Source organism: Erysipelothrix inopinata (assembly GCF_014396165.1).
Classification (GTDB): domain Bacteria; phylum Bacillota_I; class Bacilli_A; order Erysipelotrichales; family Erysipelotrichaceae; genus Erysipelothrix; species Erysipelothrix inopinata.
Map to the genome: position 1 here is coordinate 172,439 of NZ_CP060715.1, position 23,928 is coordinate 196,366.

Annotated in this window: 27 protein-coding genes; 8 read left to right on the forward strand and 19 right to left on the reverse strand. The window is 36.0% G+C overall.

Annotation, left to right across the window (positions count from 1 at the left end):
- Positions 1–90: 90 nt before the first annotated feature.
- Together H9L01_RS00860 and H9L01_RS00865 are read left to right on the forward strand one after the other, a co-directional pair.
- Positions 91–951 (forward strand): class I SAM-dependent methyltransferase, encoded by an 861-nt coding sequence (locus tag H9L01_RS00860; protein WP_187534073.1) that lies wholly within the window; start codon positions 91–93, stop codon positions 949–951.
- Entirely contained in the window at positions 929–1,588 is a 660-nt protein-coding gene (locus H9L01_RS00865; protein WP_223151033.1) for an RluA family pseudouridine synthase, read from the forward strand. Before H9L01_RS00860 ends, H9L01_RS00865 begins: the two co-directional genes overlap by 23 nt.
- Here the strand turns inward: H9L01_RS00865 and H9L01_RS00870 are convergent.
- Entirely contained in the window at positions 1,567–2,427 is an 861-nt protein-coding gene (locus H9L01_RS00870) for a patatin-like phospholipase family protein (protein ID WP_187534074.1), read from the reverse strand. The two genes, H9L01_RS00865 and H9L01_RS00870, sit on opposite strands and share 22 nt — an antisense overlap.
- 7 nt (positions 2,428–2,434) lie before the next feature.
- Positions 2,435–3,961 (reverse strand): cardiolipin synthase, encoded by a 1,527-nt coding sequence (gene cls, locus H9L01_RS00875; protein WP_187534075.1) that lies wholly within the window; start codon positions 3,959–3,961, stop codon positions 2,435–2,437.
- 111 nt (positions 3,962–4,072) lie between these two features.
- Between cls and H9L01_RS00880 the strand changes: the two genes are divergently transcribed.
- Positions 4,073–4,777, forward strand: coding sequence for a coenzyme F420-0:L-glutamate ligase (locus tag H9L01_RS00880; protein WP_187534076.1), 705 nt, complete (start codon positions 4,073–4,075; stop codon positions 4,775–4,777).
- On the opposite strand, the gene H9L01_RS00885 is transcribed toward H9L01_RS00880, so the two are convergent.
- Entirely contained in the window at positions 4,755–5,171 is a 417-nt protein-coding gene (locus H9L01_RS00885) for a GNAT family N-acetyltransferase (protein WP_187534077.1), read from the reverse strand. The two genes, H9L01_RS00880 and H9L01_RS00885, sit on opposite strands and share 23 nt — an antisense overlap.
- Positions 5,172–5,182: 11 nt before the next feature.
- A complete protein-coding gene (locus tag H9L01_RS00890; protein WP_187534078.1) occupies positions 5,183–5,935 on the reverse strand; it encodes a hypothetical protein in 753 nt (250 codons plus the stop codon).
- A 60-nt stretch (positions 5,936–5,995) separates the two neighbouring features.
- On the opposite strand from H9L01_RS00890, the gene H9L01_RS00895 reads away from it, so the two are divergent.
- Positions 5,996–6,442, forward strand: a complete 447-nt coding sequence (locus H9L01_RS00895) for a magnetosome magnetite crystal formation protein family (RefSeq protein WP_187534079.1) — start codon at positions 5,996–5,998, stop codon at positions 6,440–6,442.
- Between the two features lie 47 nt (positions 6,443–6,489).
- Here H9L01_RS00895 and H9L01_RS00900 read toward each other — a convergent pair whose 3' ends face one another.
- Complete coding sequence (locus tag H9L01_RS00900) at positions 6,490–6,690, reverse strand: cold-shock protein (protein WP_187534080.1); 201 nt, start codon at positions 6,688–6,690, stop codon at positions 6,490–6,492.
- A 366-nt stretch (positions 6,691–7,056) separates the two neighbouring features.
- Here H9L01_RS00900 and H9L01_RS00905 point away from each other — a divergent pair, with 366 nt between their 5' ends.
- Positions 7,057–7,932 (forward strand): RluA family pseudouridine synthase, encoded by an 876-nt coding sequence (locus tag H9L01_RS00905; protein ID WP_187534081.1) that lies wholly within the window; start codon positions 7,057–7,059, stop codon positions 7,930–7,932.
- Here H9L01_RS00905 and H9L01_RS00910 read toward each other — a convergent pair.
- A complete protein-coding gene (locus H9L01_RS00910) occupies positions 7,924–8,472 on the reverse strand; it encodes a GNAT family N-acetyltransferase (protein ID WP_187534082.1) in 549 nt (182 codons plus the stop codon). The genes H9L01_RS00905 and H9L01_RS00910 overlap by 9 nt on opposite strands.
- 53 nt (positions 8,473–8,525) lie before the next feature.
- Between H9L01_RS00910 and H9L01_RS00915 the strand changes: the two genes are divergently transcribed.
- Positions 8,526–9,581, forward strand: a complete 1,056-nt coding sequence (locus tag H9L01_RS00915) for a YdcF family protein (protein ID WP_187534083.1) — start codon at positions 8,526–8,528, stop codon at positions 9,579–9,581.
- Here the strand turns inward: H9L01_RS00915 and H9L01_RS00920 are convergent.
- Positions 9,576–10,439, reverse strand: a complete 864-nt coding sequence (locus tag H9L01_RS00920; RefSeq protein WP_187534084.1) for a LysR family transcriptional regulator — start codon at positions 10,437–10,439, stop codon at positions 9,576–9,578. The two genes, H9L01_RS00915 and H9L01_RS00920, sit on opposite strands and share 6 nt — an antisense overlap.
- A gap of 100 nt (positions 10,440–10,539) precedes the next feature.
- Between H9L01_RS00920 and H9L01_RS00925 the strand changes: the two genes are divergently transcribed.
- On the forward strand, positions 10,540–11,535 hold the full coding sequence (locus H9L01_RS00925) for a YeiH family protein (RefSeq protein WP_187534085.1): 996 nt from the start codon (positions 10,540–10,542) through the stop codon (positions 11,533–11,535).
- 57 nt (positions 11,536–11,592) lie between these two features.
- Here H9L01_RS00925 and H9L01_RS00930 read toward each other — a convergent pair whose 3' ends face one another.
- The 4 genes from H9L01_RS00930 to H9L01_RS00945 all read right to left on the reverse strand — a co-directional run bounded on the left by H9L01_RS00930 (position 11,593) and on the right by H9L01_RS00945 (position 15,232).
- Positions 11,593–12,123, reverse strand: a complete 531-nt coding sequence (locus tag H9L01_RS00930; protein ID WP_187534086.1) for a signal peptidase I — start codon at positions 12,121–12,123, stop codon at positions 11,593–11,595.
- 4 nt (positions 12,124–12,127) lie between these two features.
- Complete coding sequence (locus tag H9L01_RS00935; RefSeq protein ID WP_187534087.1) at positions 12,128–12,988, reverse strand: hypothetical protein; 861 nt, start codon at positions 12,986–12,988, stop codon at positions 12,128–12,130.
- Positions 12,989–13,013: 25 nt separating this feature from the next.
- Positions 13,014–13,583, reverse strand: a complete 570-nt coding sequence (locus H9L01_RS00940; protein WP_187534088.1) for a hypothetical protein — start codon at positions 13,581–13,583, stop codon at positions 13,014–13,016.
- A gap of 269 nt (positions 13,584–13,852) precedes the next feature.
- Positions 13,853–15,232 carry a phospholipase D-like domain-containing protein gene (locus tag H9L01_RS00945; protein WP_187534089.1) on the reverse strand — a complete coding sequence of 460 codons (1,380 nt, stop codon included), beginning with the start codon at positions 15,230–15,232 and terminating at the stop codon, positions 13,853–13,855.
- An 87-nt stretch (positions 15,233–15,319) separates the two neighbouring features.
- Between H9L01_RS00945 and H9L01_RS00950 the strand changes: the two genes are divergently transcribed.
- Positions 15,320–16,138, forward strand: coding sequence for a purine-nucleoside phosphorylase (locus tag H9L01_RS00950; RefSeq protein ID WP_187534090.1), 819 nt, complete (start codon positions 15,320–15,322; stop codon positions 16,136–16,138).
- Between the two features lie 55 nt (positions 16,139–16,193).
- Here H9L01_RS00950 and H9L01_RS00955 read toward each other — a convergent pair whose 3' ends face one another.
- The 8 genes from H9L01_RS00955 to H9L01_RS00990 all read right to left on the reverse strand — a co-directional run bounded on the left by H9L01_RS00955 (position 16,194) and on the right by H9L01_RS00990 (position 23,899).
- Positions 16,194–18,122, reverse strand: coding sequence for a heavy metal translocating P-type ATPase (locus tag H9L01_RS00955; protein ID WP_187534091.1), 1,929 nt, complete (start codon positions 18,120–18,122; stop codon positions 16,194–16,196).
- Between the two features lies 1 nt (position 18,123).
- Positions 18,124–18,426, reverse strand: a complete 303-nt coding sequence (locus H9L01_RS00960) for an ArsR/SmtB family transcription factor (protein WP_223151034.1) — start codon at positions 18,424–18,426, stop codon at positions 18,124–18,126.
- Between the two features lie 135 nt (positions 18,427–18,561).
- Positions 18,562–18,999 carry a Dps family protein gene (locus H9L01_RS00965; RefSeq protein WP_187534093.1) on the reverse strand — a complete coding sequence of 146 codons (438 nt, stop codon included), beginning with the start codon at positions 18,997–18,999 and terminating at the stop codon, positions 18,562–18,564.
- 145 nt (positions 19,000–19,144) lie between these two features.
- Positions 19,145–19,918 carry a DeoR/GlpR family DNA-binding transcription regulator gene (locus H9L01_RS00970; protein WP_187534094.1) on the reverse strand — a complete coding sequence of 258 codons (774 nt, stop codon included), beginning with the start codon at positions 19,916–19,918 and terminating at the stop codon, positions 19,145–19,147.
- Positions 19,919–19,990: 72 nt separating this feature from the next.
- On the reverse strand, positions 19,991–21,028 hold the full coding sequence (locus H9L01_RS00975) for a s-methyl-5-thioribose-1-phosphate isomerase (RefSeq protein WP_187534095.1): 1,038 nt from the start codon (positions 21,026–21,028) through the stop codon (positions 19,991–19,993).
- A gap of 1 nt (position 21,029) precedes the next feature.
- On the reverse strand, positions 21,030–22,235 hold the full coding sequence (mtnK, locus tag H9L01_RS00980) for an S-methyl-5-thioribose kinase (RefSeq protein ID WP_187534096.1): 1,206 nt from the start codon (positions 22,233–22,235) through the stop codon (positions 21,030–21,032).
- 9 nt (positions 22,236–22,244) lie between these two features.
- Positions 22,245–22,754, reverse strand: a complete 510-nt coding sequence (locus H9L01_RS00985; RefSeq protein WP_187534097.1) for a GNAT family N-acetyltransferase — start codon at positions 22,752–22,754, stop codon at positions 22,245–22,247.
- The gene (locus H9L01_RS00990; protein ID WP_187534098.1) at positions 22,754–23,899 is read right to left on the reverse strand and encodes an iron-containing alcohol dehydrogenase; all 1,146 of its coding nucleotides are present in this window, start codon (positions 23,897–23,899) and stop codon (positions 22,754–22,756) included. The genes H9L01_RS00985 and H9L01_RS00990 overlap by 1 nt, the downstream gene beginning before the upstream one ends.
- Between the last annotated feature and the right edge of the window lie 29 nt (positions 23,900–23,928).

Consider the following 23,928-nt stretch of genomic DNA (forward strand, 5'->3'; position numbering starts at 1 on the left):
CTCTTGTGAAATAACACATAAAAACTAAAAATTGCACTGAAAGGCTTTTAATCTTATAATATGCATAGTTATTTAGAAAGTTGGATTTTTATGCGTATTTCCAAAGATTGGATAGACTACCAAATTATATCCGCCAGTGACGAATATAAGATTGAAAAAGTGGGTCCGTATGTTCTTAAAAGACCCGATCCCCTTGCTCAGTTTTTGCCCGCACAAACACCATCAATTGATGCCAGTTATACTGAACAGTGGCATCTAAACTCAGGAGTTCCTGAGGCATGGACCCTTAAGTATAAACATTTGAACTTTATTATCAAGCCTACAAAATTTAAACATATTGGAATCTTTCCCGAACAGGCCGTTAACTGGGATTGGATGCATGAAGTTATCGATAGTGCAGACAGACCTCTTCGCATCTTAAACCTATTCGGATATACTGGTGGCGCAACTCTAGCATGTGTTCACGAGAATGTTGAAGAAATTGTTCATGTTGATGCTTTAAAATCCGCAATCGTTTGGACCCAAGATAATATTAAACTGAATCATTTTGAAGACGCACATATTCGCACCATAGTCGATGATGTCATGAAGTTTATTCAACGTGAAAAAAGACGCGGACGAACCTATCACGGAATCATCATGGATCCTCCTAGTTTTGGTCGTGGGCCAAAGGGTGAACGTTGGAAAATTGAAACACAACTACAACCTTTATTACAAGCATGTCTCGACATCCTGGATGATGATGCATTATTCATGGTTATTAATACTTATACGACTAATCTATCATCAAAAGATGTTACTCAAATTCTAAGCAGTGAATTAAAACAATCAAACCATAAAGGATACATTCATTCAGATACAATTGGACTCCCTGTCCAAAACAGTAACGATGTGTTATCCGGTGGAATAACGACAAGGTGGTGTTATCGTGAAGATTTACTACGAAGATAATCATATATTAGTGGTTGAAAAGAAACCCAACCAACCAACACAAGAAGATTCTAGTAAGGACTTAGACATGGTTACCGAGCTTAAAGGTTATCTCAAGGATAAATACCAAAAACCAGGAAACGTATATCTTGGATTGGTACACCGTTTAGATAGACCCGTAGGTGGCGTCATGGTTTTTGCAAAAACATCAAAAGCCGCTTCGCGACTCAGCGATCAAGTTCGTACTCATAAGATTACTAAAGAATACACTGCAATCATTGAAGGCGACATCAAGCCGCAAGTTCTCAAAGATACAATGGTAAAAAATCGCAAAACAAACACATCTTATGTTGTCAAGAAAGATCATCCCGAAGGTAAATACGCCGAACTCGAGATTCTTACAAGCCAGTACAACGCTCAAAAGAATCTTTCAAGAGTTACCGTTGATTTAAAAACGGGTCGTTCACATCAAATTCGCGTTCAATTTTCTTCTCGTAATCATCCACTATGGGGTGATGCCCGTTATAACAAACATGCAGAACCCAATGAACAAATTGCACTTTGGGCAACCAAGCTTAGTTTTGAGCACCCAACAACAAAAGAGCGCATGACTTTTATAAGCCACACGCCCGATTCTTATCCTTTTACACTTTGGTAAAAAGCAATAATTTCATCTTTTCTTAATTCACAATCTTGATGAGCAATATCAAACAATTCTGAAAATTGTTCTTTGCTCCCCTTAAAGCGCCCAATTCCAAGTTCTTTTGTTGGATACATATATAGCGCTTTTTCTTCTGCAACCAATTCATCAATAAGCTTACGTTCTTCATAATAAACATTGACACGGTTACTAAAGTCTTTAACGAGTTTTGGATATTTGCGATAGACACATTTTAATAGTGTACTCGTAAAGAATCCTTGAGGTTTACGAACATATTCTTTTGATTTTGTCGTAACCACCATATGTTTGACACATCCCGCTTCAATACTACGCGAAACTGGAATCATCGTTGTGATTCCGCCATCCATATAATCTCGGCCTTCAATTTTCACAGGACGCCCAACAATTGGAAGCGTACATGCAGCTTTAATATATTCTGGATTTTCAGCAATTTCTTGTTTATTTTTCCATACTGTCTTTTCCGCTTTAATATCGTATACACCAATTTCGATATCGCCTTTAATCTGATCAATTGTTTCCAAAGGGTAATCTAAATTTTCAGTGACTTCACGATATAAAAAGTCATAACCCACAATGGTGTGTTCATCTTTAATAGGTGCCCAACCAACGTTGCGTTTATCAGCTGCGACATTAATAGCTGCGGATTCCAAACTTTCACCTTTATCTAGAACATACATTCCTGCATAAAGTGCTCCAGATGAAATTCCTACAACATAATCAAAATGCAATTCATTTTCCAATAACCAATGTAATACTCCGGCCGTGTATGCTCCGCGCATTCCGCCGCCTTCTAATACCAATCCAATTTTTTCCATTCTAACCTCACATCAATCCGCTGAATATATTTGCAAAGGATCTAAATAAATTTACAAGATACGGTGTTTTGTCACAGTCCTCTTGAGTAATTTCAATACTCTTATTTTCAATAGTATCCATTGAGTCTTTATAACACGCTTCAACCATCTTCGGATCCAAGAATAAAATACTGCATTCAAAGTGTAGATAGTAACTGCGATAATCCATATTCGTTGTTCCAACAAGACATATTTCGTCATCTACAACCATTGTCTTAGAATGAACAAATCCAGGTTCATACTCAAAGATACGAACACCCGATTTAATCAGTTCATTATAATTTGATTTGGTAACTTGATTAACAATTTTCTTATCGGGAATATGGGGAAGTATAATCCGCACATCAACACCTGATCGTGCTGCCATCTTTAAAGCTTCAATTACTTCATATCCGACAATCAGATAGGGCGTTTGAATGTAGATATACTTACGTGCTGAAGAGATCAAAGATAAATGCACACCTAGGCCTAGGTCTGTACTATCTGTAGGTGCATCCGCAAATGGCAAGACAAAATCATGTCCTAAAGTTGCATCATCAAATTCATAACGATAATCATTTGGATTATCAACTTTATCCGTATAGTATCGGTAAAACTGTAGGAACATCAGAGTGAGCGAATGAACCGCTTCCCCTTCAATCATGACTGCTGTATCTTTCCAATGACCATACTTACTACCAATATTGATATATTCATCAGCAAGGTTAATTCCTCCGACAAATCCAACCCGACCATCAATAACAACAATCTTACGGTGATCACGGTTATTCATTTGAATCGCAAGACGCGCAACAAGTGGATTGAATGCTACCGCCTCAATTCCTGCCTCATCGCATTGTGCTTTAAGGTCTGTGAACATTGCACAACCCCAGTCATCATAAATTAAACGAACTTCAACACCTTGTTTTACTTTTTCTCGTAAGATTTCTAATGTTGTTTGCCACATTAATCCATCTTTGATAATGAAATACTCTAAAAAGATAAATTTCTCTGCTTTTTTTAATTCTTCTTGAAGATGTTCGAATTTGACTTCCCCACTTTCAAGATAGGTTGATTTCGTATTTTCATAAATAGGATACTGAGAACTATTCACGATATAGTTCACAAGACGCGACCACTGTCCGGCATCTTCATTAAGATGATCCACAAGACATTGGTGATTCTTATGGATGTACTCATCTTTAGGGTATGCATCCGATATCTTTTCTCGAAGTTTTTTCGGAACTTGTTTTCCACCAAATACCAAATAACTCACGGCGCCAATCGGCGGTACTGCAAGAATAATAATTGTCCACGCCAAGCGATAGTAGGGATTATCATTTCGATTAATAACATACACAATCAAGAGCACTGACAGCGCCACTAAAATACCATAGATTGTTGCATAATTAAGCGATAAATTCCAAACTATTGCAAGGAGTATGGATAGTTCAGCGATTACGATAACGCCGACCACAAATATTTTGTTTGTAATGATTCTAAGTATTGTTTTCATAATCTCTGTCTCCATCTCGTAAATTATACTTGATTTAAGTTTCATTATGCAAGTTACCCTTGATTAACAGGGTCTATACAATGTATTATATCTAAGAAAGAAGGTATTGAAATGACATTTAAACCTAATGATGATAAAAACCTTGAAATTGTCGTAAATGGTGAGAGCTATCAACGTTTACCAATTAAAACTCATGTCGTGATGCCAAACGATAATATTTTAACAATTATAGATCAATATGTTCCTGAACATTTAGAAGATGGTGACATCCTCTTTATTACAGAAAAGATTGTGGCAATTACTCAAGGTCGCGCATATCCAATTAAAGATGTGAAACCTCGCAAACTTGCATACACACTCTCAAAACACGTTACAAAAACGCCACACGGGATTGGCCTTGGAATGCCTGAAACAATGGAAATGGCTTTAAGAGAATGTGGCACACCACGAATTCTTTTCGCAGCTGGAGTTTCCGCACTCGGAAAAATTGTTGGTCGTAAAGGTGACTTCTACAACGTTGCTGGATATAAAGCACGTTCAATCGATGGCCCAACAAACGGAACCATTCCACCTTATAACGAATATGTAGTTCTTGGACCCGAAAACCCTGATGAAGTCGCAAAAGAAGTAAAAAAATACCTCAATAAGAATATTGAAGTAGTTATTGTCGATATTAATGATTTAGGTGGAAACATCTTAGGTGCAAGTTCCAAATTAGTTGATCTTGATCTTATGGTTAAAATCCTCAAGGATAACCCTCTTGGACAAAAATCTCAATCAACTCCAATGGGAATTATACGTAAAGTTTCACAATAAAGACATCCTTCTGAGATTCACCTAAGCGAAAGAGCTCATGGTCAGTGTCTATATCTAAGGTCGAATGATATCGACCTCCCAATTTCTCGATGGTTCGTCTTGAAGCATCATTATCAGGATTGCATGTAATAATTACATCATGCAATTCTTTTTTTGTGTTACGAATAATATTCAACAATACAATACATGCGTGATACGCAAAGTTGTGACCACGATACGGCGGATAGATGACATATCCTATATTTCCATAGTACCAAAGATCACGACCCGATTCGACACGAAATTCGCACCGCCCTACCGTACGTTTAATCTCCGGAACATAGATGTCAAACAACAATGTTTCAACATCATAGCCATCAAACTCTTCAGTTACATCTATCAACTCTACCGCCATATCATGTGCCCCTATATTGTTTTGTATTCTTTATATGCGTAGTAACTAATACCTGCAGTTACTAGTACACGAATTACTAATGCAAGAATTGCGTTTGCTTGAACTGCGAGAAGTAAAATTCCTATTCCTTGGAATACGATCATCATCCCGACAGCAATTCCAATTCCTTTATTTCTTTGATCGGTATCAAAGTATTTTTTAAGAATAACAAGCATTGAAGTTACAATTAAACCAAGTAAAAGAACTGCAAGCCCTTGTTCTAAGAATTGTGCAGCAGTAATTGTTCTGAATTGATCCAAGAACAAATTAACCTGTGCAACATCTTCTGTATTAAGCATATTCTTAACTGCATCAAAACCATTTCCTGACATATCTGAGATTGAAATCATGATGTAGCTAATATGTACTGGAATGCTTTGCACAACATTTAAGAAAACAAAACCAAATCCCATAATGAGATGATCATTTTTAGAAATTTCAGATTTAATTAAATATTTGCGAAGTAAAATATATGTTGCGACAATACCCGCTCCTGTTAACGACCATAATAGAATTAACATCAGGGAGCCAACAATGCCATCCATTTGAGGCATATTCACACCGATTAAGTTGCGAACAAGGTTCGCTGCCATATAAAGTATGAATCCCCAAAGAACATCTTTCATAAATAATTTTTCTTTACGGAATTTCACAAAATAAAATACTGGAATTGCTATCAAGATAAGCAAACTTAATATCTGACACGCAATTTTAAATATAGTCATAAAAACCTCCATGTTTACTAAGAACTGCTATTATTATATTATAAACATAGGAGGAATACCATGAATAACTATCAAGAAAAATCAAGCATCTTCGGACTCGAAGAAAAAACAGTTGCCATTATATTATGGATTATCAGTATATTAACAGCATCATCCAATGGTGGATTTACTATTATTGCGATTGCACTCGCAGTCTTACTCTTCGAAAAGAAAAGTAGCTTTGTACGAAATCACGCAAGTCAGCTTCTTGCATTGAGCCTCGTAATTTTCGTAGTCAACATTATTTTGTCTGCTGTCTTAGGCATCTCATTTTCACTATTTTATTGGAACTCAATTACAGGACTCTTTGCATCCGCAACATCTTCAATTATTATGTTGGCTTATTCGGTTCTGAAATTCGCTTTAAATATTTTAGGTTTAGTTCGTGCTGCGAAATACGAGAAGTGCACCCTACCGATTATCGGATATTGGGGACAAGCTCTTGAGTCAATGATTAAACCAATCTAGCATTAAAAAAAGCAGTGATTGAAATCACTGCTTTTATTTCGCATCTATTAGAGTGGTCTAACGTTTGCTGCTTGTTCACCACGTGGACCTTCAACGATATCGAAGCTCACTTCTTGGCCTTCGTCTAAAGTTTTGTATCCATCTGTATCAATTGCTGAAAAATGAACGAAAATATCTTGTCCACCTTCGATAGTAATGAATCCAAAACCCTTTTCAGCGTTAAAGAATTTCACTTTCCCTGTACTCATAGCTCGTACCTCCTATCAGAAATAAGATGTACTCAAACGTCTTTTTGAAACCAATATACACTAGTTCTTAAAAATACATTGAGTTATTACGATTATTTCACGAATCATAAACATTCTTATTACATCTTCGATATTATCATTATCTCCAATTCTTGTCAAACTATTATCAAATATATCTAAGCGTTTTCAACCCTCTATTTAAGTGGGTATTCCGCACTTTTGTGACAACCATAATTGGCGTATTGTGAAAGAATGTTTCATCTTTAACACAATCTTTACAAATCAAACCCATTTTGATTTGAGGATATCTGTTTCTTTATGCATCACTTTCTGTCATAATAGTATACTGAAACGAGGTATCATATCATGAAACATACCCTTAAAGTAACACACGAAACACAACTTTTAGACTTTATCCTAAGCGCAAATTTACCCTATAGTCGTTCTAAACTTAAATCACTTCTTAAACATGGATGCATTGCTATCGATAATGAAGTTACAACTCAGTTCGATGATCCAATCCATGAAGGACAAACCATTACAATTGTTGAACATAATAATCAAAAGGATACACCTTTAAAGATTTTATATGAAGATAATGAAATTCTTGTTATTGAAAAGCCCTACAAACTTCTAACAATTGCTACGAATAAAAATGAAGATATGACTGCATATCGTCTCGCAAGTGAATACGTTAAGTCACAAAATACTCGTAATCGCATTTTTGTTGTCCACCGTCTAGACCAAGACACATCCGGTGTTCTTATGTTCGCAAAGAGTGAAGCAGTTAAAAACCTCTATCAAAAAGACTGGAATAATCTTGTCCTTGATCGTACCTATGTCGCGATTGTTGAAGGCTCTGTAAAAAAAGATGAGGACACTGTAAAAAGTTTCTTGCGTGAAAATAAAACTACGCACATGTACTCTACAACATCAGGACAAGAAGCAATCACTCACTATAAAGTGATTAAGAAAACAGATAATGTTTCAATTCTTAAAGTCAATATTGATACCGGTCGTAAAAACCAAATTCGTGTTCATATGAATGATATTGGTCACCCAATCATCGGTGATCGTAAATATGATGCGAAGACAAATCCACTTAAACGTCTTGGACTTCATGCTTATCGACTTCAAATTAAGAATCCAAAAACAAAAAAAGTGATGACATTTATCGCACCACTTCCACCGAAGTTTAAAAAACTTTCGAAAATTACTGAAACTCAAGAGAAATCAATCTAAGCCGTTCGCGGCTTTTTTTGTCCACTCGTCTCTCAAAACTCCATATTTAATTGAATCATAATATTCGCCCTTATAGTAACGGCATTTTCTAAGTCTTGCCTCAAGTGTCATATCAAGTTTATCCCCAATAGCCATCATACCCGGATTACCTGACCATGTTGTAAATCCAACTCGTTGGATGAGAGGAAACTTTTCAAACAGCTCTGTAATCCATAAATTGGATACATACGTTCCGATACCCTTTCCCCAATAAGACTCATCGTAGATAACAAGCCCGTACTCCAACCATCGGGTAGGTCTTGATTCCCAATAAAAAGAAACCAGCCCGATCAATACGTCATCAACATAGATACCACGACGATGATCAACATCAATGTAGTAAGGCGCATAATCATTAAGATATGTTCTATAGTCTATCGCTTGATACTCATTAAAATAAGGAGCATTAAAATGACTCCATTGCGGATCTTCATCTTTGAATGCAATTTCCCAAAGTTTTTGCGCGTCAGTTTCAGGTATGTAATCAATTATTATTTTCATATTTAATCACTTCTTTTCTTAGTTTTTTGATATAATTTTTTTAGGAGGTTCTTATGGATTCACAATCACTCTACTTATTACTTTTTATTACTTTACTTCCACTGATTGCTTTACTCATATCTTACAAAAGAAATCGTGGCAGTATCTATAATGGATTCTATTTCTTGGGATTCATTGGAGCCCTAGGGATTGATTTCATTGCCTTTGCGTTCTCTTCTCAGAATAAGATTCTGATGATATTAGCCGGTCTCATCGCTATGGTCTTCGTGGTTCTTTCATTCTTTGGAACCTTTATCCTTATTATAGCACTCTTCAAAAATGCACGAAACCTGATTCAAAAGGAGGGTTTCCGATTCCATAATTTACTTACATTATTTGCTGCTATTGGATTAGTCATATTATTAATAATTCCACCAATAGTTAATGGAGCCATTCCAGAAGACGCTTATTATTTGCGAGCACTCTATAGTTTTTTCATGTTCGCGATCTATTACTTTATTTTTGTGTTTATTCTCTTTCTATTGGCATCCTGGATCTATCGATTTGCACCGAACAAAGCAAACAAAGACTTTATCATTGTTCTGGGAAGTGGCTTGAGAAATGGACGCGAAGTACCACCGCTTCTTGCAAGTCGTATCGACTACGCTATCGAGTTCTACCAAAAACACGAAGTTAAACCAATTCTTATTTTCTCTGGTGGTCGTGGTGACGATGAACATCTTGCTGAAGGTGTAGCTATGAAAGACTACGCAATCCATCACGGCATTCCCGAAGATCACGCTATTGCTGAAGATCAGTCACGAAACACCTATGAGAATATGCTATTCTCTAAAAGAATCATGGATAATCTAAAACCAGATGGAAAATATAAAGTTGCTTTCTCGTCAAATAATTTCCACATATTTAGAGCAGACCGTTATGCACGAATGGTCGGGCTTAAAAACACACACGGTATCGCTGCCAAGACTGCTACTTACTTTATTCCTAATGCGATGATTCGAGAATATATTGCCCTCATCGTAATGACAAAAAGAACTCACATCGTTGTGCTAAGTCTGGTTTTCATCCTTATCTTCACATTTGCCGTTGTAAGTTCAATCCTATTATAATTTAATACATTTACTCTTAAGAACATCAATTAACGGGTGATGTTGATTCTTAGGGGTTACAAAATGAAATGATCTTTGGAGGTTGAATGATTCAATCTCCATTTTTCTTAGTTTGCCGGATTTAATTTCTTGTCGTGCAACACCTTCATACATAAAACTAATACAATTATCATTTAGAAGCATATTTTTGATTGCAACAAAATTTGCTACTTCCACAATGTGTTTAAATGAGTTAACACTTTCATTTTCCAAAAAGAGCCAGTCTTCCAGTATTTTACGCGTTCCCGACCCTTCCTCACGGATTAGTAAAGATCGGTTAAATAGATCTTGTAAATCAATCGGCTCTTTATCAAGTTGCTCTTTAGCAGATGTCACCGCAATAAATGGTTCCTGACGGTAAGCTATCCCATCAAAACACTTTCGATCATAGCTTCCCTCAATTAATGCAGCATCCAATTGACCAATTTTCATAAGCTCAAGTAACTCCTCAGTATTGCCGATTACAATTTCCGATTCATGACTTGACTCCACTAAAAAAGAACCCAGTTCATCTGGAAAGTAATAATCCGCAATTGATAAAGTCATACCAAAACTGACTTTTTGCTTCTTTAGTGCTATATTTTGATGGAGCGTATCAATTTGTTGGGCATTCGCTTTGGCATATTGATATAAAATATCAGCATACTCCGTAAATTCCATCTTACCGCCATTAGTATTTACCAACTTACAATCAAACTGCGTTTCTAATTTCTTAATTTGTTGAGAGACAGCAGGTTGAGTGAGGTGCAACGTTTCAGCTGCTTGCGTATAACTTTTTAATTCATACACTTTGATAAAGGTTTGTAATTTATTATCCATTCAATCACCCCATAAGAATTACTTATTAACTATAACATATCATAATAAATATTTATAGTTATTCATGATATACTTCTTGAGAACAAAGGGGTATTTAAAAATGAATCTCAAATTTTTTATTGGAATTTTTGCAGCAGTTTTAATTGCTGTAGTCTCACAGTTTATTGAATCGTTGCTACCACTACCAATTATTGGCGCATCAGTTATTGCTCTTCTAATCGGATTGGCACTCAATGCTTTCGTCAACTTTGATAAGGACACAAAAAAAGGCATTCAATTCATGTCTAAAAGAGCTTTGAAGTTTGCCATTATTTTATTAGGAGCTTCTCTTAATATAACCATTATTTTAAATGTAGGAAAACTATCATTAATGGTTATGATTTTTACACTTATTACATGTTTTGGTGGTGGATACTTTGTAGGAAAACTGCTGGGCCTTAATTGGAAGTTATCCAATCTCATCTCTGCAGGAACAGGTATTTGTGGGGGTTCCGCCATTGCGGCCATAGCACCAGTTATCGATGCTGAGGATAGTGACATAGCTTATGCAATGTCAGCCACATTCTTATTTGATATCCTCATGATAATTTTATTTCCTATCATTGGTAAAGCATTAGGGCTCAGTGATATGGCATATGGGTTATGGGCAGGTACAGCAGTAAACGACACTTCCTCAGTTGTGGCGGCAGGTTACGCATTCTCAGAGGCTGCCGGTGACTTCGCTACGATGGTAAAACTAACTCGAACACTTGCAATCATCCCCACGGTACTAATATTCTCATATGTTAATATGAAAGTAAGTCATTCCGGATCCAATAAAAAGGGATCAATCTCATCTGTATTTCCATGGTTTATTGTATTCTTTCTGATAGCATCATTACTCAATTCAATTGGTATAATTTCACCAGAATTCGCCCATGGATTAAAACAACTCAGCAAATTTATCATGGTTGCTTCACTTGCTGCCATTGGACTCAATACCGAGTTTTCTGAAATGAAGAAATCCGGAATCAATCCAATGATTCACGGTTTCATCATCTCGTTACTTGTCGTCCTTGTCGCACTTGGCGTTGAATATGCAATGGGAATTGTATAATTAACTTTAATCCAAAAAAAAGAGCTCACCGAAGTGAATACTTATGTACTCATCTCGTTAAAGCTCTTTTTCTTTTGAAGAATCGTCCTCTTTCACAATTTTCAATATTGTAATCCATACAATCATGTTGGTAATCAATAAGATAGGAACCGCATTATTGTAGATTGGAATCAATACTTTTCCAATTTTAGGATTTTGATATGTTACCCGTCCTACAATCATGGAAGAATCAAGAGTCCATCGATCCCATTCATCACTTACTGCAGGTTTGGTACGGATCCCTTGCTCGCTAATCTCAGCAATGTAGTGAGTAATATATTCATCAACACCATCATTGTTTAAATCGTAGCGAAACGTAATGATATCTCCTACGGATAGATCGTCAACGGATGCCTTAGAAACCACGATTCCATCATACGTATTAATAACAGGTTCCATACTACCGCTAACCACCACATACATCTTTGATTTAAAAAACTTTGAGTATTGATTTGGAAAGAAAAGTCCGGTTGCTAATACGGCAGCAATCATAACGACTGCAAGGTAGAAAACACCATTCCAAATTCTATTCAGTGTTTCTTTCTTCATTAAATCATCCGTTTCCAGACAGAATCATTGGTACCAGGATATATTGTTTTACCTGATTTTGAATCATAGTTTGTAGGGCCACAAGGCGATATAACCCTTGTTTTCCATTGGAGTCAGTATATAGAACATTTACAGTTGTGATTCGACCATTTACAAATTCATTGGAATAGATACTCATAGCATCAAACTCAAGATTATTTCTAAGTGACCATCCCATACTTTTTCCAGGTTCTTTATTGAGATTATTTGCATTATTGGAAATATAAATATGTCCATTATGATAAACAATCCATTGATTCATAATACGACGTTCTTCCCAACTCGGGTCTTTAAACTTACCATACTTAGTACTTGGTTTCCAAGATAATTCAGTGGTAGTTCCAACATATACCCAGTTATCACCGTTTCCTGGCATTACACCATTCACGCCCTCATTCATTGCATAGTAAATCTTGTTGTTATAAACGACAAGATCATATTTTCCATACGCAATATTCGGATGGTAAGCATCCTGAATTGGCCGATACGGATTACTATATGGACCGGATTGATGATCCAAATCAAGTTTGAAGTTGTTTGGATCAACGCCACCCTCACGAACAAGATAAAAGCTGCCATCTTTATATATTATATCTTGCGATTTAACCGTATCTTTAATTTCAGATCCTTTATTTTCCTGTAAAGAATCCCATTCCCACATTCCCGGAGGAAGTTCTGGGACAAATTTAAACATGCCTATTTTCAGGCTTGAACTTGTGTTATTTTGATTTACTAATATTTTCGTCTCACCCCAATAAGCATAGGTTGTTGACGAAATAAAAAGAGCGCCAGTCACAACTAGCACAAATGTGATTAGTTTTTTCATGAATGACACGCCTTTCTATTTAAATCTATTTAACGATAGCTGTAACTTCAAATTCAAGTGTTACAGTTTTTCCAGCATATTGATTATAAACTTCTTTATTTGCTGGTTCATCCATGGTTACGTTATAGCGGAATGGTACAGCTGCTTTCGTTTTATCACCCAATACAGTTTGTGTTAAGGTTGCATTATTTGAACCTTCAAAGTTTAAATGAATTAGGTTCGCATTTCCTTTAACACCATCAATTTTTGTTCCAACATGTTTTACAGTAACTTCTGTTTCTGCACCATATGCTGGGCTATTTTTTTCAACATCCCAAACTACATTTACAGCTTGGTTGATTTTTTCAGTCATTTCTTTATTATTTGCATCAGTACGACCTGCTGGTACTAATACTCCAGATTTTCCATCAAGTGTTACTGTCAGCGTAGTCTTGACTTCTTCATCTTTCGCAGCACCTAATACAATCGTATTTTCGCCTGAGTTATTGTCTACAGTAATTTTATTATCACGAGCCCAGTAGGACCAAGTGAAACCAGTCAATAGCATTGATAACAGCACTAAAACACTAATGCTTACTTTTTTTGCATTATTCATTATTTTCTCCTCTTTAGACGGCACAAAATTCATTATACTTATCGCAAAATAAAATGCAAGGAAAATTATCTATTCTAACATAAAAGTTTTTGATAAGATATCCTTTACTTTTTATAAGATATGCGTTATGGGGACGCCATAATACCACTAATAGTCGTAAGCGATTTCACTTAAAATACCCCAACACATAAAAACAAAACAGTAATTCACCCCCTCAATTCACTAAGTAGGCACTGTTTTGTTAATATCCTAATTTATTTTAATTTTATTTAAATCAGTGGTTCAAACACTTTAGAAACAACGCCAACAACAAACATTAAAACTTTTTTAACTAGCGAAACATCGCCTTCTTCAACCAATTCATTTTGAACATAGTTATTATCAGGACCAACTAGCAACGACATATTCTTTTTCTTATTTACTTTTTGGTTCAGTGATGTTGTTGCTTCTTTTCCTTTTACATAAACAACCGTTTCTGTATTTAGATAGAGACTTCGGTTATCCAAATTAAACGATCCTACAATATTTATATCATCATCCACAACCATCAACTTCGTATGAAGCGATGTATCACCATCACTTTGGAACTCATAAATATTCATTCCTGTTCGCAAGAATTGTCTTCGATTAGAGAGATAGTTAGAAAAAGCAGGATAATTAGGAGACGAGCTCTCGGAGTTCGTCAGATAGTTTACTTTTATGTGGTTATCATTCAGCGACTTAAATGAATCAAGAATTACTTTAGTCGGTGTCGCGTAAGGTGTTTGTACCGTCACACTTTCTTGTGCCCCATTCGCAACCAACTGATATAAATACCCTATTTTAGGTTCTTTCATCATCGTATTGATGTCATTATGAAATATTTTAATATCCTCAACTTCAATCATTGTTTCTGGATTTAAGAGTGCATAATTATGATCGTAAAATCTAAATTTTTGTTCAAAGTCATCGTTTTCAATTCGCCAGTTGGTTTGTTTCTTCGCAACCGTATCTTTACTCTCATGCATAAGTAAAATAAACGCGTCAATATCAACCATAAGTTGAGAATTCCCCAACTCATCATAGATCAACACTTCCATATCTTGCGTATAATGTCTTCCTGGTTTGTAATATTGATTCCCTATATTTCTTCCACCAATTAACAAATATTTATTATCAGCTTTGAGGTATTTATCATGTAATGTTGCGTTCCACTTCCATGGTTTCAATAAATGGAAAGGATTGTAATACTTAAGTTCTATATTTGGATGATGGCTCAACTTATATTTATAAGTTCGACTCATACCATTCATCTTGGCATCAACAACCATACGCACTTTCACACCACGATCAGCTGCATCCAATAAACCTCCGATGATAAGATCTGAACTCTCATCATTTTTAATGAGATACGTAGACATATCAAGTGTCGACTCAGCTTTTTTAATGACAGCAAGGCGTGTTTGCAATGCCTCTTCACCTTCATCAATATATTTAACTTTTAAGTTGCCATCCACGGGACTTTCTAGCTTAGTTTGAATGGTAGTTTTGCTTTCTGATGAGATCTCTTTTCCTTTAATGTAAGGGAGATAAGCAAAAATAAGACAGTAAATCAGATAGACAATTAAGAGCTTATATCCAAACTTAAATAATTTAAACGATTTTTTCATTGTATCACCTCATCTATCATAAGCTTTTCCTCGTAAATTTGCACCCTTGCATGATATACTAATATTAATGAAAGAGGTAGAAAAACTATGTTCTATGATAACGTTGTAGCTTCGGCTGAATATATTCAAAGTAACACAAGCATCAAACCCCGTATTGGTATTATTTTAGGAAGTGGATTAGGAAGTCTTGTTGATCGTATTGAGAATAAAGAAATTATCCCTTACGATTCCATTCCTCAATTCCCAAAATCAAGTCTTGAAGGACACGCTGGTAATCTCGTTTTCGGTACAATTGGCGATCAAAATGTTATGGTTATGCAAGGACGTTTCCACTATTATGAAGGATTTGCCATGAAAGAAGTTACTTATCCTATCTATGTCATGAAAATGATGGGTGTAGAAAGTATGATTGTGACAAACGCTTGTGGTGGTATTAACACTGATTTCAAACCTGGTGACCTCATGATTATCGATGACTTCATCAACTCAGTTAGCACCAACCCTCTTGTAGGATCCAATGATGAACGCTTTGGTCCTCGTTTCCCAGATATGTCGGAACCATATTCAACAGAACTTAGAGATCATGCAAAAGAAATTGCGAAAGATCTTAACATTGAATACAAGGAAGGTGTTTACACATTCTTCCAAGGACCTTACTATGAAACACGTGCAGAAATTAGAATGTACGGTAAAAATGGTAGTGATGCCATCGGAATGTCAACGGTCCCTGAAACTATTGTTGCGAACTATTTAGGCCTCAAAGTTCTAGGTATCTCATGTATTACTAACATGGCGACAGGACTTCGTGACGGAAAACATTCCCATGCGGAAGTTGTTGCAATTGCAAACAAAGCGAGTGAAGATCTCTGTAACTGGGTTGAAGCACTTATTAAAGATTGGAAATAATAAATTAATAAAAGCCACCTCATTCGCAATTTATGCGAAATGAAGTGGCTTTTTTTTATACTTCAACTGATTTTAAAAGTCTGAGTCCATTAACAATTACAACTAAGGTACTTCCTTCATGAATAAGTACCGCTTGCGAAAGTGTCATGAGTCCAAAGATATTAATTGTGACTAGGAATAGAACTACCAACATCGCAAAGATAATATTTTGTATAACTACTTTTCGAAGTTTCTTAGAAACTTTATGAGTGTAAGCTAATTTGCTTAAATCATTTTTCATTAAGACTGCATCGGCAACGTCGATGGCAATATCAGTTCCTTCGCCCATTGCAACGCCTATATCTGCTGCGACAAGTGCAGGAGCATCATTAACACCATCTCCAACCATTGCTACTACTGGATAGTCTTGTTTTAATTCTTTCACAATTTCTGATTTATTCTCTGGAAGAACATTTCCACGAACTTCATCAATACCTAACTGACGACCAATGGCTTCACCTGTACGAATTGCATCACCTGTAATCATTACAGTATGAATATTATTTTCTTGGAAGTAACGAATGGCTTCAAGAGATGTTTGTTTTGGTATATCTTGGATTGCGATAAGTCCTAAAACTTTTGAATCTAATCCAAAGTATACAACGGTCTTTCCTTCTGATTCATAGGTATCAGTGTGACTCATAATTTCATCGCTAACTGATCCATATGCCGTTGGTTTTCCAATGAGGTAAGTGTTTCCATCAAATTCAGCTGTAAGACCTGTTCCGATCAAGTTTTCAACTTCTATATCTAAAACATCACGACCGTCAAAATGATTGATAATTGCCATAGCAAGCGGGTGATTTGATTTCTTTTCCATAGAATAAATAACACTTTCAAATTTGTTAATTTCTGCATCAGATACATTTTCTAAGAAATAAACATCAGTAACCACTGGTTTCCCTTCAGTAAGTGTTCCCGTCTTGTCAAATGCGATAGCACCAAGTTCGGATAGATTTGCTAAATATGAACCACCCTTGAAAAGAACTCCTCGTTTTGCAAGGTTACTAATTGCAGATAATGTAGCAGGAATATCTGTCGCAGCAAGTGCACATGGAGACGCTCCAATTAAGAATACCATCGTTCTATAGAAAGTATCATCTGCACCCCAATTAAAGACATAGAGTCCAAATAAATAAAATACAGGTGCTAGTAAGAATACGGCTGTCACGTATATCGGTTCAATCTTTTTAATCAGCGCAGCAGTCTTAGATACATCAGTTTGTGCTTGACTCACAAGTGTAAGAATTTTAGCGAAGACTGTATCACTGCTATCTTTCGTAACTTCCATCGTGAAAGTTCCCGTACCATTCATAGTACTACCAAAGACAGTATCTCCGATACCAACTTCAACCGGAATACTCTCCCCTGTAATAGAGGCTTGATCAATGGATGAAGAACCTGAGAGAACCGTACCATCTGTAGGTACTTGATCACCATTCAAAACAGTAAGTATATCTCCTACTTTTAACTCAGCAACGTCTACAACTTCAAGTTCACCATTCGCTTTTTGACGTCGCGCAGTAGTCGGATTCATTTTTAATAAACTGGTAATTTCTTTTTGACTTTTATTTTCTGCATACTCTTCTAGGAAATGAGCACCAGCAAAGATTAGAATAAGCAATACAGCTTCATCAAGTTCGCCAATTAAAATGGCACCTAATGCAGCAACAGTCATCAGTAAGTGAACATTCGGCATAAATTTCTTCTTCTCTTTTGTATCTCGAATTGTATCCATAATTCCTTCAATAATAATATGAGAGCCGGACAATGCAAGTGCTGCGACATTTAAAATAGTTTTAAGTACTCCATTATTGACAAAGATACCTACGATAAATGCTGCAAGACCAATCATGAAGAGTAGTAAAGAGTTATTACCTCCATGTGAATGTGTATGGTTTGGTTCATTACTGTGATCATGATTATGATTTTTGTGATTTTCCATATTATTTCTCTCCTTCCATAACATGTTCAATTGCCATATCAAATATTGAGAACACATGTTCATCAGCAATAGCATAGATGATTGACTTACCCTGACGCGTTGATCGAACAAGGTCATCATCTTTTAATATTCTAAGCTGATGAGATACAGTGCTTTGCTCCATATCCAATGAGGCAGCTATTTCACTCACAGGCAATGGTTGCTCACGAAGTAAATAAAGAATCTGTATTCGAGTAGGATAAGAGATTGTTTGAAACACTCTCGAAATCTTATCTATGGTCAGCTCGTCAAGTTCATTTTTCATGTGTCCATCCTCCTTATATGAATGAATGTTCATCTGTTCATACTTAAATATTACACCAGAAGGAAACATGTGTCAAGAAGAATAAAAATTATAAATAAAAAAACTGAAGGTCAACCCTTCAGCTTCTTTGCGCACCTATTTAATGTAAGCATTCATCATCCACAAGTCTTTACCCAAATCTTGAGAAACACCTGTGAAATAATCTGCAGTTCCTGGATCACCAAGTTCTTCTGCTAATTTAACAATATGTAGTGCAAGTTGATTCATGTGTTCGAAATCAACAATTAATTTTTTAAAGCCATCAACAGCAGTAATATAATCATTACCTAATTCTTCAATACTACTTCTTTCTGTGACTTCTTTTAGATTGCCAATTGGTTTAGCACCAATTGTGAGGAGTCTTTCCGCAACCGCATCAATGCGTTCTTGTGCTTCATCATAGTAATCATCCATTTTTTCATGGATTGGGAAGAAGCCTTGTCCTTTCATGAACCAGTGTATGTTGTGTATTTTCATGCTCAATACTAACTGATCCGCCAAGAATGTATTCATTTCTTCATATAAACTATTCATTTCAAATCCTCCTTATATGTCTATTATACCACTTTGAAGATTTCATGGATAAAAAATGAATGTTTTATGAGTATGACTAAGAAAAAAGTGAGGAACCTTTCTCCTCACTTCATCGTTCATCTCTCTAATGAACACTTTCGTGACATCAATCAACATCTTCATCATGATCAAGATAGCGTATCCCTTTTTCAACACAGAAACTACGCCATTCCTCTGATAGCTCTTGATCAGTAACGATACAATCAATTCTTTCTAAGTCAAAAAGACTGATAAATGATATTTTATTAAACTTCGAATGATCCGCTACAATTACTTTCATTTTAGATTGCGTCAAAACTAGTGAGTGTATATCAACGATAGCATCACTAACATCAGTACATCCAACTTTCATATCAATTGATCTACATGATATAAATGACTTATCAAAATTGAAATCTTTAAGAGTGCGAATTGCCTGTCTTCCTACAAAGCATCGATTTTGCGGGTAGAAATTCCCACCTATTAAAGTAAGCCGAATGTTATCATACTGACTGAGATAATTTGCGATATCAATTGAGTTTGTCACGACAATAAGATGCATATCACTGATTGCTTCCGCAATTTGTAGTGACGTTGTGGATGAGTCCAGGTAAATACAATCACCCTCATTGATAAGCGTTCTTGCACGACTCGCGATGATTGCTTTATTCTTCTTAAAGATATTTTTGAGAACATTGTTATCAACATAACTTTGTACACGGTTTGCAAGGACTGCGCCGCCGTGCTTTTTCTCAGCAAATCCTTCTTTCTCGAGTTCTGCAAGGTCACGACGTATCGTTTCCTCACTAACGGATAATAACGCTGATAGTTCAGCGACTTGAACAATTTTTTGTTCCAAGAGTATTTCTTTTATTTTTTCTCTACGTGTAATCTGTAACATACCCCACTCCTTTCCATTATTATAGCATTTCTGATAAGAAAAACACTCACGAGTTCACTCGTGAGTGATGAATTAATCTTTGAAATAACTCTCAAGATCGTATGGAGAGAAAATGCCTTTTTCAGTAATAACGCCACTACATAAGCTTGGCGGTGTTACATCAAAAGCAGGGTAGTAAGCCTGAACGCCATCCATTGTTACTTTAGTTCCAAGATGACTGAGGACTTCTTCAGGGTTTCGTTCTTCAATCTTTACGGTATCCATGGTTTTATGAGTATTACTTGGAGTCCCTGTAACATAGTAAGGAATCTTATGATAATGGCATAGTGCCGCAATTTGGAACGTCCCTACTTTATTCACAATATGTCCGTCAAGAGTAATCATATCCGAAGCAGACGTGAAGAGATCTACTTTCTTTTCTTTTAAGATGTATCCTGGCATATTGTCCGTAATAACATGCACATCAAAGCCCATATCACATATTACTGATGCGGTGAGACGTGCGCCTTGAAGATAAGGTCTTGTTTCAGGACAAATGAATTTAACATTTTCATTTCCGAGTGTTTTTAAATGACGACAAATCATACCCACAACCGTTTCAGCAAAACATTGTGTCATGATGGTTCCATCATGAGGAACTTTTTCAGCAAGTTGCATCCCAATTTTTTCAATTCGAGCATAACGTTGCGATACTTCATCAATAGCAAACGCTTTAACGAATTCAACAAGTTCATCGTTAGTATTCCACATTTGCGTCTTTACGACATCCAAGGCATCATAAGCAATTTTCCTCATTCTTGATGACGTTGTAGGACGAGCATGCGTGATATCGTATGCTGCTTGTTCCATAAACACAAGACAATCTTCTCGAGACATATCACGTGTCTGATAGGCAGCAAGAACCATTGCCATCGAAGCTGCAAGATAAGGGCCACCACTTTGGGTTACCATATCTTGAATTGCTTTTACGACATCTTTATACGTTTCGCAAACAACATATTCTGTTCTGATTGGATAAATACGGCGGTCCAAAATTTTCACAACACCATCTTCGAACCAAGCAACATTTTCAAACTGAAGCATGAAAGCTAAATCATGATCTATTCTCATATTAAATCTCCTCAATAAACTTATTTATCACGGTTTCGTAATCCGCAGCTGATTGCATAGCATCACGATTTAAGATTAAAGTCATCCCAATATTAACGATACATCTTTCAATCTTATCGATATTTTCATTATCTTGAACCTTATCCAAATCCCACACTTTAGCCACTCCAACTGTTCGACGAATCATTTCTGTTCCTGCATATCCTGCAGTATCAGCAAGAATTTGTTTGAGATATGCATCCTTAAAGAGCGCATTATCTTTAAACATTGGTGTCGCTACATCATTATCATATGATGCTTCATAGATTGCCTTGAACTCAGTTATAACTTCTTTGATACTCTCAAGCAACCATTTTGTATAAGGTGTTTCAACTAAATTATTTTGGTATAACGTCGCAACATAAGAAATAATAAAGCTTCCGACTACATTACCAATATCGTAACCCATCGGTCCAAAGAATGAGAATTCAGGATCAAATACTTTTAAGTCTTCATCGTTAATAAAGATTGAACCCGCATGCAAATCACCATGAATCATAGATTGAGTTTGATTCATAAAACGATTTTTTAGTGTTGCTACTTCAAATTTTAGGGAATCATTATTATAGAGATTCTCTACAACAAATTTTTCATTTTTAGCGTTATATCGATTCAATCCTTGACGATTTAGATACGGCTCTGTAAATACCAGACGCTCAGATATTTCACACATATCAATATTTACAAGATTTCCCGCCATTGTTTTCTTCTCAGGGATATCCATTACTAAATCCGTTGTCTTAAAGAGGGTATCATACAAGAATTGTGCAATATCCTTCGCAAAATGAGGATATGTTTTACCTTCCATCATCCCTTCACGAAGCACAACATAGTCCTTCATATCTTCCATTACAATACAACTCATTTCTTTAGAATATAGATAGATTTCAGGCACAGCATGGTTGCTGAGTTCCCCTTGTTTTCTTAAGATTTTATTTTCAATTTCATTTCGTTTTGTTGACAGTTCACGTGTGGATGATCCACGAATAAAGCTATCAGCAAATTTCACGATAATTGATTTTCCTTTTTCATCTTCTACACGGAAAATATAGTTAACGTTTCCGTCTCCAACTTCCTTAATTGATAGCTCACTTCCCTTATCAAAACAATTAAGTTGTGAGGTAACCATTTCAAGTATATTCTTTTTCAATGTATCTTTTTGACTCATATTTTCCTCCTATAACATCAAAGACATGAATACAACATTTTCGTAATTTCCATCAACCAGGGTATCTTTCTTAAAGATACCTTCTATTTCAAATCCAAATTTTTTATAAAGTCCAATTGCTTTCTCATTATTTTCTAAGACTGTTAGTTCCAACTTTTCCAATCGCATCCATTTTTTTGCGTAATCTATTATTTTTGCAAGAAGCTTTGTTCCCACGCCGCATTGGTGATAGGTTGGATCAATTGCGATTGATATTTTTCCACGATGATGAAGTCGCACTTCTTGATATTGAAGTAACCGAACATAACCGATAACATCTTTTTCTTTATTATTTTGATTTACTGCAACGAAAGTGTGTATAAAATGGGGATTATCGAAGAAATAATCTTTCGTTTCTTTGAGTGTTTCGGTTGGAAGAGCGAGTATGTTCATGCAAACATCTTCGCGGGTTCTTATCTGATTCAATTGTACCAAATCCCAATCATAAATAGGTCTAATGGTGATTTGGGAATTATCCATTAGAGTAGTCCTTCAAATAGATTGATAATATCTTCTTTGCTTGGTTGGATTGGATTTTTCGCAAGGTTTCCATCTTTTAAAGTTTTTTCAGCCAGTAACTCTAAATCTTCAAGCTTCACACCGAGTTCAGTTAAAGCAATCTTTGTTTTAACTCTTTCTGATAGATTTTCCACTTCATTAATAAATGTATGTCCTTGTTCTTCAGTACTTAGGTTTTTAACTTTATCACCATAGAGGCGACGTGATATTTCTGCATATTTTTCCATAACAACTGTAGCATTATAACGCATGACCGTTGGCAAGATAATGGCATTACAGAGTCCGTGAGGAAGATTATATACTGCACCTAACTGATGAGCCATTGAGTGAACAAGCCCCAGTCCCGCATTACAAAATGCCATTCCAGCAAGTGATTGTGCGTATATCATATTTTCTCGTAATTCAATATTTTGAGGATCGCCAATAACCGCTTCTAAGTTTTCAAAAATAAACTCAATGGCATCCAATGACAGCTTCTGTGTTAGAGGGTATGCACCCGGCGTAACATAACTTTCTACGGCATGCGTAAGTGCATCCATTCCCGTACCAGCAGTGATGGATGCTGGTAGACCCGTCATCATTTCTGGATCGTTAAATGAAGCATAAGGTAACGCATTGATATCTTTAAAGATGAGTTTCTCTACACGTCTATCATCCGATATTAAATAGGCACGAGATATTTCACTTGCTGTACCTGCTGTAGTATTTACCAAAAAGGTTATGGGTGCTTTGCTTTTAGACTGGTTGAATCCTTCATAATCAACAATGTCACCACCATTGCTTACTACAATACCAACAGCTTTCGAACAGTCATTCGGTGAACCACCACCAATACCAATAATATAATCGCAACCACTCTGATGATAGAGAGCCACTGCTTCTTCAACATTTTTACGCGTCGGATTGGGTTGAACATCATCGTAAATTGTATAAGCCACATCGGCACGTTCTAACTCACGAGTCACAAAATCAACCAACCCCAGTTTATTTAAGTTTTTATCAGTCACAATTAGAGCATTTTTCAGATCCAAACTTGTGGATAAATCACCGATTTCTTTGATGCATCCTGCACCGAATTTATTAATACTTGGTACTACAAATTCCATATGAACCTCCATTATAAGAGGGAGAGTGA

Coding starts and splice junctions, on each gene's coding strand:
- H9L01_RS00860 (WP_187534073.1), top strand. CDS start 91: ATGCGTATTTCCAAAGATTGGATAGACTACCAAATTATATCCGCCAGT.
- H9L01_RS00870 (WP_187534074.1), bottom strand. CDS start 2,427: ATGGAAAAAATTGGATTGGTATTAGAAGGCGGCGGAATGCGCGGAGCA.
- cls (WP_187534075.1), bottom strand. CDS start 3,961: ATGAAAACAATACTTAGAATCATTACAAACAAAATATTTGTGGTCGGC.
- H9L01_RS00880 (WP_187534076.1), top strand. CDS start 4,073: ATGACATTTAAACCTAATGATGATAAAAACCTTGAAATTGTCGTAAAT.
- H9L01_RS00885 (WP_187534077.1), bottom strand. CDS start 5,171: ATGGCGGTAGAGTTGATAGATGTAACTGAAGAGTTTGATGGCTATGAT.
- H9L01_RS00890 (WP_187534078.1), bottom strand. CDS start 5,935: ATGACTATATTTAAAATTGCGTGTCAGATATTAAGTTTGCTTATCTTG.
- H9L01_RS00895 (WP_187534079.1), top strand. CDS start 5,996: ATGAATAACTATCAAGAAAAATCAAGCATCTTCGGACTCGAAGAAAAA.
- H9L01_RS00900 (WP_187534080.1), bottom strand. CDS start 6,690: ATGAGTACAGGGAAAGTGAAATTCTTTAACGCTGAAAAGGGTTTTGGA.
- H9L01_RS00905 (WP_187534081.1), top strand. CDS start 7,057: ATGAAACATACCCTTAAAGTAACACACGAAACACAACTTTTAGACTTT.
- H9L01_RS00910 (WP_187534082.1), bottom strand. CDS start 8,472: ATGAAAATAATAATTGATTACATACCTGAAACTGACGCGCAAAAACTT.
- H9L01_RS00915 (WP_187534083.1), top strand. CDS start 8,526: ATGGATTCACAATCACTCTACTTATTACTTTTTATTACTTTACTTCCA.
- H9L01_RS00920 (WP_187534084.1), bottom strand. CDS start 10,439: ATGGATAATAAATTACAAACCTTTATCAAAGTGTATGAATTAAAAAGT.
- H9L01_RS00925 (WP_187534085.1), top strand. CDS start 10,540: ATGAATCTCAAATTTTTTATTGGAATTTTTGCAGCAGTTTTAATTGCT.
- H9L01_RS00930 (WP_187534086.1), bottom strand. CDS start 12,123: ATGAAGAAAGAAACACTGAATAGAATTTGGAATGGTGTTTTCTACCTT.
- H9L01_RS00935 (WP_187534087.1), bottom strand. CDS start 12,988: ATGAAAAAACTAATCACATTTGTGCTAGTTGTGACTGGCGCTCTTTTT.
- H9L01_RS00940 (WP_187534088.1), bottom strand. CDS start 13,583: ATGAATAATGCAAAAAAAGTAAGCATTAGTGTTTTAGTGCTGTTATCA.
- H9L01_RS00945 (WP_187534089.1), bottom strand. CDS start 15,232: ATGAAAAAATCGTTTAAATTATTTAAGTTTGGATATAAGCTCTTAATT.
- H9L01_RS00950 (WP_187534090.1), top strand. CDS start 15,320: ATGTTCTATGATAACGTTGTAGCTTCGGCTGAATATATTCAAAGTAAC.
- H9L01_RS00955 (WP_187534091.1), bottom strand. CDS start 18,122: ATGGAAAATCACAAAAATCATAATCATGATCACAGTAATGAACCAAAC.
- H9L01_RS00960 (WP_223151034.1), bottom strand. CDS start 18,426: ATGAAAAATGAACTTGACGAGCTGACCATAGATAAGATTTCGAGAGTG.
- H9L01_RS00965 (WP_187534093.1), bottom strand. CDS start 18,999: ATGAATAGTTTATATGAAGAAATGAATACATTCTTGGCGGATCAGTTA.
- H9L01_RS00970 (WP_187534094.1), bottom strand. CDS start 19,918: ATGTTACAGATTACACGTAGAGAAAAAATAAAAGAAATACTCTTGGAA.
- H9L01_RS00975 (WP_187534095.1), bottom strand. CDS start 21,028: ATGAGAATAGATCATGATTTAGCTTTCATGCTTCAGTTTGAAAATGTT.
- mtnK (WP_187534096.1), bottom strand. CDS start 22,235: ATGAGTCAAAAAGATACATTGAAAAAGAATATACTTGAAATGGTTACC.
- H9L01_RS00985 (WP_187534097.1), bottom strand. CDS start 22,754: ATGGATAATTCCCAAATCACCATTAGACCTATTTATGATTGGGATTTG.
- H9L01_RS00990 (WP_187534098.1), bottom strand. CDS start 23,899: ATGGAATTTGTAGTACCAAGTATTAATAAATTCGGTGCAGGATGCATC.